The following is a 6,780-nucleotide window of genomic DNA, read 5'->3' as shown; positions in this document are numbered from 1 at the left end:
GTGGTGAAGCACGTGAAGGTCTACCGCGACTTCGTCTTCGTGCGGCTCGCGGAAAGCGGCCCCTCGTTCGAAGACTACTTCGGCGAGGTGCTCGGCGCCATCGACAACATGGTCGACCGCTCGCCCGAGGGCCGGCTCACGGTGGGCGGCGGCGTGCTGCGCAACATCGTCCACTGCAACTGGAAGATGTACCTCGAGAACATCAACGACACGGTGCATCCGATGTCGACGCATGAGTCGGCCACCAAGGCGGCCGAGGCGCTGTGGGAGGGCCATGCGCCAACCGATCCCAAGCCGATGGCGATGGAGCAGATCCTGCCCTTCGGCTCGGGCTACGAATTCTTCGACAAGATGGGCGGCCGCGTGTTCGCCAACGGCCACAGCGTGCTCGGCGTGAACTTCAGCATCCACTCCAACTACGCGCAGCTGCCGGAGTACGAGGCTGCGATGCGCGCCGCGCATGGCGAGGAGCGCGCGGCCGAGATCCTGCAGCGCTCGCCGCAGAACTCGGTCTTCTATCCGAGCCTGTCGGTCAAGGGCTCGCCGCAGGCCATCCGCGTGATCCGCCCGCTGGCCGCGGACCGCACGCTCATTGAAGCCTGGAGTTTCCGCGCGGCAGGCGCGCCCGAACTGCTGTTCGAACGCGCGATGAACTACAACCGGCTCGTGTTCTCGCCGATGTCGGTGGTCGCGCATGACGACGTGCACCTGTTCGAGAGCATCCAGCAGGGCCTGCGCGCGGGCGGCAACGAATGGGTGAGCCTGCACCGCAATTACGACGCGGCTGAACTCGCGCAATCGACCCTCACCACCAACGGCACCAACGAACTGCTCATGCGCAACCAGTTCCGCGCCTGGGCGAAGTCGATGGTGGCGGGCATGGAGGCCGCGGCATGAACGACGATCCGCGCGATTTCGTGGCGCATGAGGCCGCCTTGCTCGACGAGCGGCGCTTCGACGACTGGCTGGCGCTCTTCACCGAGGACGGCCACTACTGGATACCGCTGCTCGGCRCCGCGCAGGCCGATCCGTTCTCGCACAACTCCCTTGCCTACGAAGACCGGCTGCTGCTGCAGTTGCGTGTGGATCGCCTGAAGAACCCGCGCGCCCATTCGCAGCATCCCGCGAGCCACAGCCAGCATGTGCTGCAGCCTTCGCGCATCGAGGAAGAAGCGAGCGGCGCGGTCCGCCTGCGCACGCCTTTCCTCTACGTCGAAGCGCGCGGCGAATCGCAGATCCTGCTGACCGGCACCGCCCGCCACCACCTCGTGCGCACGCCCACGGGCTGGGCCATCCGCGAGAAGCGCATCGACCTGCTCAACGCCGCGCGCGCCTTGCCCGCGATCCAGCTGTTCATCTGAGTTTTCCGTTCCTTTTCTCCATCCATCTCACCGGAGCTACGACATGAAGAGCCTGATGCTGACCTTGACGCGCGGTGCCATCGCCGCGGCGCTGACCGCCTGTGGTGTTGCGAGCGGGCTGGCGGCCGACCTCAAGGTCGGCCTGAGCGTGTCGTTGTCGGGGCCCAACTCCTCGCTGGGCGTGCCCTATGCCAAGGGCATGCAGGCCGCGCTGGCCTACAAGCCGGAAGTCAACGGCCGCAAGGTGCAGCTCATCGTGCTGGACGACGGCTCCGACCCCACCACGGCCGGGCGCAATGCACGCAAGCTGATCGAGGAGGACAAGGTCGATGTGCTGATGGGCACCTCGGGCGTGCCGGCCGCCATTGCCATGGCGCAGGTCGGCAAGGAAGCCAAGGTGCCGATGATCGGCCTCACGCCCATCCTGCTCGATGCGGCCGAGAACCCCTGGGTCATGACGGTGGCGCAGCCCACGCAGCTGATGATCGATGCGGTGGTCGAGCGCATGAAGCGCAACAACGTCAAGACCGTGGGCTACATCGGCTTCACCGATGCCTGGGGCGACCTGGTCTACAACGCGCTGATGAAGGCCGCGCCCGAGGCCGGCATCAAGGTGGTGAGCAACGAGCGCTATGCGCGCGCCGATGCCTCGGTGACCGGGCAGGTGCTGAAGATCGTGGCGCTTCGGCCCGACGCGGTGATGACCGGCGGCGCCGGCACGCCGGGCGCGCTGCCCTTCCTTGCGCTGCAGGAGCGCGGCTACAAGGGCGGCGTGTACGGCCAGCACGGGCTGATCAACCCCGACTTCGTGCGCGTGGTCGGTGCCGCGGGCCAGAACGCGCTGATGCCCACCGGCCCGGTGATCGTGGCCGAGCAGCTGCCCGACAGCCATCCGACCAAGAAGATCGCGACCGATTTCCGCGCGGTGTTCCAGAAGGTCAACAACGCGCCCACCAGCGATGCCTTCTCGGCCTATTCCTTCGACGGCTGGCTGGTGTTTGCCGATGCCGCTTCGCGCGCCATGAAGAAGGCGGAGCCGGGCACGGCCGAGTTCCGCGTCGCGCTGCGCGATGCCATCTTCAGCACCAAGGAAGTGGTGGGCACGCACGGCGTCTACAGTTTCAAGCCCGGCAGCCTCTACGGCGTGGACGAACGCGCCCGCGTGATCGTCAAGCTCGACAACGGCCAGTGGAAGCTCGCACCTTGAACCATTTCATTCCAACAACAACGATATTGCGAGGGGCTTTTCCATGACATGGGACGTGGCGCTGATTCTCGTCACCGATGGCCTGGCCAACGGTGCCGTCTATCTGCTGGCCGGGCTCGGGCTGGTGCTGATCTTTTCCGTCACGCGGGTGGTCTTCGTGCCGTTCGGCGACATCGCGGCCTTCGCGGCGCTGTCGCTTGCGGCCTTCGAGACCGGCCGTGTACCGCCGACCATCGGCATGGTCGCCGTGCTTGCGGCGCTCGCGCTGGCAACGGAAATCGGCAGCCTGCTGCGGCGCGGCGAGGCCGCGCGCATTCCCAAGGCGTTGCTGATGTGGGGCGTGCTGCCTGCGATTCCGTGTGTGCTGGCCTGGCTGGCGGCTCGGCCCGGCGTGCCGGTGGCGGTGCACATTGCCGTGGCCGTGCTGCTGGTGGTGCCCATTGCGCCGCTGCTCGCGCGGGTGGTGTTCCAGCCGATCGCGGATGCCTCGGTGCTGGTGCTGCTGATCGTCTCGCTGGCGCTGCACTTCCTGCTGTCGGGCCTGGGGCTCCTGTTCTTCGGCCCTGAAGGCTCGCGCACCACGCCGCTCACCAGCGCGGTGTTCACGCTGGGCGACGGCTTCACGGTCAGCGGCCAGGTGGTGCTGATGGTGGGGGCGGCCATCGTGCTGAGCGGCCTCTTCTTCCTGGTGTTCGAGCGCACGGTGGCGGGCAAGGCGCTGCGCGCCACGGCCGTCAACCGCGTGGGCGCGCGGCTGGTCGGCATCCGGCCGGTGCGCACGGCGCTGCTGGCCTATGGCTGCGCCTCGCTGCTGGCCGGGCTCATCGGCGTGCTGATCGCGCCGGTGACCACCATGTACTACGACTCGGGCTTCATCATCGGCCTGAAGGCCTTCGTGGCCGCGATCATCGGTGGGCTCGTGAGCTACCCGATGACGGCCGTGGGCGCGCTCGCCGTGGGCGTGGTGGAAAGCTTCGCCTCGTTCTGGAGCGGGGCGCTGAAGGACGTGATCGTGTTCAGCCTGCTGATCCCGGTGCTGATGCTCAGGTCGTTCATGGCGGCCCATGCCGAAGAGGAAGAAGACGAGGTGGACCAATGAACGCGAATTCCAAACGCACGGCATGGATCGCGGCGGTGGTCGCCGTGCTGGCCCTGGTGCCGGCGGTGGCGGGCAGCTTCACGGTCTCGCTGCTCAACGACATCGGCATCGGCGCGCTGGTGGCGCTCGGGCTGGTGCTGCTCACCGGCGTGGGCGGCGCGACCTCGTTCGGGCAGGCGGCCTTCGTAGGCATCGCGGCCTACGCCACGGCCTGGCTCACCACCACGCAGGGCCTGTCGCCATGGATCGGCCTCTTGTTCGCGCTGCTGCTCACGGGCCTGTCGGCGCTGGCCATCGGCATGCTCACGCTGCGGCTGGGCGGGCACTTCCTGCCGCTCAGCACGATCGCCTGGGGCCTGTCGATCGCGATGCTGTTCGGCAATGTCGATGCGCTCGGGCGCCACWCGGGCCTGTCGAACATTCCGGCGCTACGCATCGCGGGCTGGTCGCTGGCCGATCCGCGGTCGATGTACTACCTGATCTGGGTGCTGGTCGGGCTGGCCTGCCTGTTCAGCCACAACCTGCTGCAGTCGCGGCCGGGGCGCGCGATCCGCGGACTGCGCGGCGGTGCCACGCTGCTCGCGAGCGTGGGGGCCGACGCCTACCGCGTGCGGCTCACGCTGTTCGTCACGGCCGCGCTCTTCGCGGGGCTGGCGGGCTGGCTCTATGCGCACATGAACCGCTTCGTGAGCCCGTCGCCCTTCGACGTGCGCGCGAGCATCGAGTACCTGCTGATGGCGGTGGCCGGCGGGCTCGGGCAGCTGGCCGGCGCGTTGGTGGGCGCCGCGCTGGTGCTGGTGCTCAAGAACGGCCTGCAGGACGTGCTGCCGATGCTCACGCAGCGCGCGGGCCAGCTGGAGGCCGTGGCCTTTGCGACGCTCTTCATCCTGCTGCTGCACTTCGCGCGCGGCGGCCTCATGGGCCTGCTGCGGCGCTGGACGCGCCGCCGCGCCGGCACGCAAGCTGCCTCGCGCCACGAGGCGCCCGCGGTCGATCCGCTGCCGCACCGTCAGCTGCCCGCGCGCGGCACGCAGGTGCTGTCGGTGAAAGGCGTGGTCAAGCGCTTTGGCGGACTGGTGGCGGTCAACGACGTGAGCTTCGAAGTGAACGCGGGCGAGATCGTGGGCCTGATCGGGCCCAACGGCGCGGGCAAGTCGACCATGTTCAACCTGCTGACCTGCACGCTGCCGATGAGCGCGGGCCAGGTGCGCTTTCTCGACCACGACATCGCCGGCATGCCGCAGCGGCAGGTGGCGCGGCTGGGCTTGGCGCGCACCTTCCAGCACGTGAAGCTCAGGCCGCACATGAGCCTCTTGGACAACGTGGCGCTGGGCGCGCATTCGCGCACGCGCTCGGGCATCCTGAAGGCGGGCCTGCGGCTGGACCGCAAGGAAGAGATGCAGATCCTGCAGGAGGCGCAGCGCCAGCTCGACCGCATCGGCCTGGGCGACCGCGCGCACGAGCTCGCGGGCAGCCTGCCACTGGGCACGCAGCGCATCCTGGAAATCGCACGTGCGCTGGCCGCCGACCCGGTGCTGCTGGTGCTCGATGAGCCCGCGGCGGGCCTGCGCCGCAAGGAAAAGATGGCGCTCGGCGATCTGCTGCGCAAGCTGCGCGAGGAGGGTGTGACCATCCTCATCGTCGAGCACGACATGGACTTCGTGATGAAACTGGTGGACCGTCTGGTGGTGATGAACTTCGGCTCCAAGCTCGTGGAGGGCGTGCCGTCGGCGGTGCGCGCCGACGAGCGCGTGCAGGCGGCTTACCTGGGGAGTGTTGTATGACGGCGATGCTGGAGATTGGCGACCTGCACGTGTCGTACGGGCAGGTGGAGGCAGTGCGCGGTGTGTCGCTCGACCTGCAGCCGGGCCAGATCATCTCGGTGATCGGACCCAACGGCGCGGGCAAGACCACGCTGCTCGCGGCCGCCATGGGGCTGCTGCCCTGCAAGGGCACGCTTCGCTTCGAGGGCGAAGACCTGCAGGGCCTCGACGTGGAGGCGCGCGTGGAGCGCGGCCTGTGCCTGGTGCCCGAGAAGCGCGAGCTGTTCGGCGAACTCACCGTGCTCGACAACCTGCAGCTCGGTGCCTATGCCAAGCGGCTGCGCGGCGACGCCAGGAAGAAGCGGCTGCAGTCGGTGTACGACCGCTTTCCGCGCCTGGCCGAGCGCCGCGCGCAGCGCGCCGACACCCTCTCGGGCGGCGAGCGGCAGATGCTCGCGGTGGGCCGCGCGCTCATGTCCGCGCCGCGCCTGCTGATGCTCGACGAGCCCAGCCTCGGCCTTGCGCCGCTGATCGTGCGCGACATTCTCTCGATCGTTCGCAAGCTGCGCGAGGACGGCGTCTCGATCCTGCTGGTGGAGCAGAACGCGCGCGCCGCGCTCGAGACTTCGGACCACGGCTACGTGCTGGAAACCGGCGAGATCGCGCTGTCGGGCGCATCGGGCGAACTGGCCAGCGATCCGCGCGTGCAGGCCACCTACCTTGGCGGAGGCACGCACGATGACGAGTGAAGCGCGCGCGCTGCCGCCGGGCCAGCGTACGCTGCCGGCGATGCTGCAGCGGCAGTCGGAACGCTTCGCCGGGCGCCCGCTGCTGCGGATCGCGGGCCGGCAGTGGACGCATGGCGACGCGGCCGAGGCGGCTGCGGTGCGTGCCGGCGCGCTGGCCGCGGCCGGCGTGGCGCGCGGCGACCGCATTGCGGTGATGTGCGGCAACCGCATCGAGTTTCTCGAGACCTTTCTGGGTGCCGGCTGGCTCGGCGCCTCGGTGGTGCCGGTCAACACTGCGTCGATGGGTCCGCAGATCGAATACTTCCTTGCCAACAGCGAGGCGAGGCTGCTGGTGGTCGAGGCGGGCTTTCTCGAGCGGCTGGCGACTGCCGACCTGGGGCGCACGGCACTGCGCGAACTCTGGATCGTCGGCGAGGCGCCTGCTTCATGGACGCCGCCTGCGGGCGTTCGCGCCTCCAGCTACCCGCAAGGCGCACAGGCCATCGCACCGGCCGCGGTGCAGCCTGGCGATCCGCTCGCCATCCTCTACACCTCCGGCACCACCGGCCCGGCCAAGGGTGTGGTCTGTCCGCATGCGCAGTATTTCTGGTGGGGCGTGAAC

At 68.9% G+C, this 6,780-nt stretch carries 7 protein-coding genes; all 7 read left to right on the top strand.

All coding sequences use genetic code 11. The features are described from left to right. Positions 1-897: RHO alpha subunit C-terminal catalytic domain-containing protein (locus tag AC1DOC_RS13325; protein WP_478129911.1), on the top strand; the 897-nt coding region annotated here is incomplete at its 5' end. Continuing rightward, on the top strand, positions 894-1,361 hold the full coding sequence (locus tag AC1DOC_RS13320; RefSeq protein ID WP_478129910.1) for an aromatic-ring-hydroxylating dioxygenase subunit beta: 468 nt from the start codon (positions 894-896) through the stop codon (positions 1,359-1,361). The genes AC1DOC_RS13325 and AC1DOC_RS13320, both read left to right, overlap by 4 nt. A gap of 43 nt (positions 1,362-1,404) precedes the next feature. Continuing rightward, entirely contained in the window at positions 1,405-2,568 is a 1,164-nt protein-coding gene (locus AC1DOC_RS13315) for an ABC transporter substrate-binding protein (RefSeq protein ID WP_478080041.1), read from the top strand. 43 nt (positions 2,569-2,611) lie between these two features. Further along, a complete protein-coding gene (locus tag AC1DOC_RS13310) occupies positions 2,612-3,667 on the top strand; it encodes a branched-chain amino acid ABC transporter permease (RefSeq protein ID WP_062362619.1) in 1,056 nt (351 codons plus the stop codon). Continuing rightward, positions 3,664-5,451, top strand: a complete 1,788-nt coding sequence (locus AC1DOC_RS13305) for a branched-chain amino acid ABC transporter ATP-binding protein/permease (protein WP_478129909.1) — start codon at positions 3,664-3,666, stop codon at positions 5,449-5,451. The genes AC1DOC_RS13310 and AC1DOC_RS13305 overlap by 4 nt, the downstream gene beginning before the upstream one ends. Further along, complete coding sequence (locus AC1DOC_RS13300; protein ID WP_478129908.1) at positions 5,448-6,179, top strand: ABC transporter ATP-binding protein; 732 nt, start codon at positions 5,448-5,450, stop codon at positions 6,177-6,179. The genes AC1DOC_RS13305 and AC1DOC_RS13300 overlap by 4 nt, the downstream gene beginning before the upstream one ends. Further along, on the top strand, positions 6,169-6,780 hold a 612-nt coding region (locus tag AC1DOC_RS13295), incomplete at its 3' end, for an AMP-binding protein (protein WP_478129907.1). The genes AC1DOC_RS13300 and AC1DOC_RS13295, both read left to right, overlap by 11 nt.

The organism is Variovorax sp. 01T439_2 (assembly GCF_056398445.1).
This window is presented reverse-complemented; position numbering and strand designations above follow the sequence as displayed.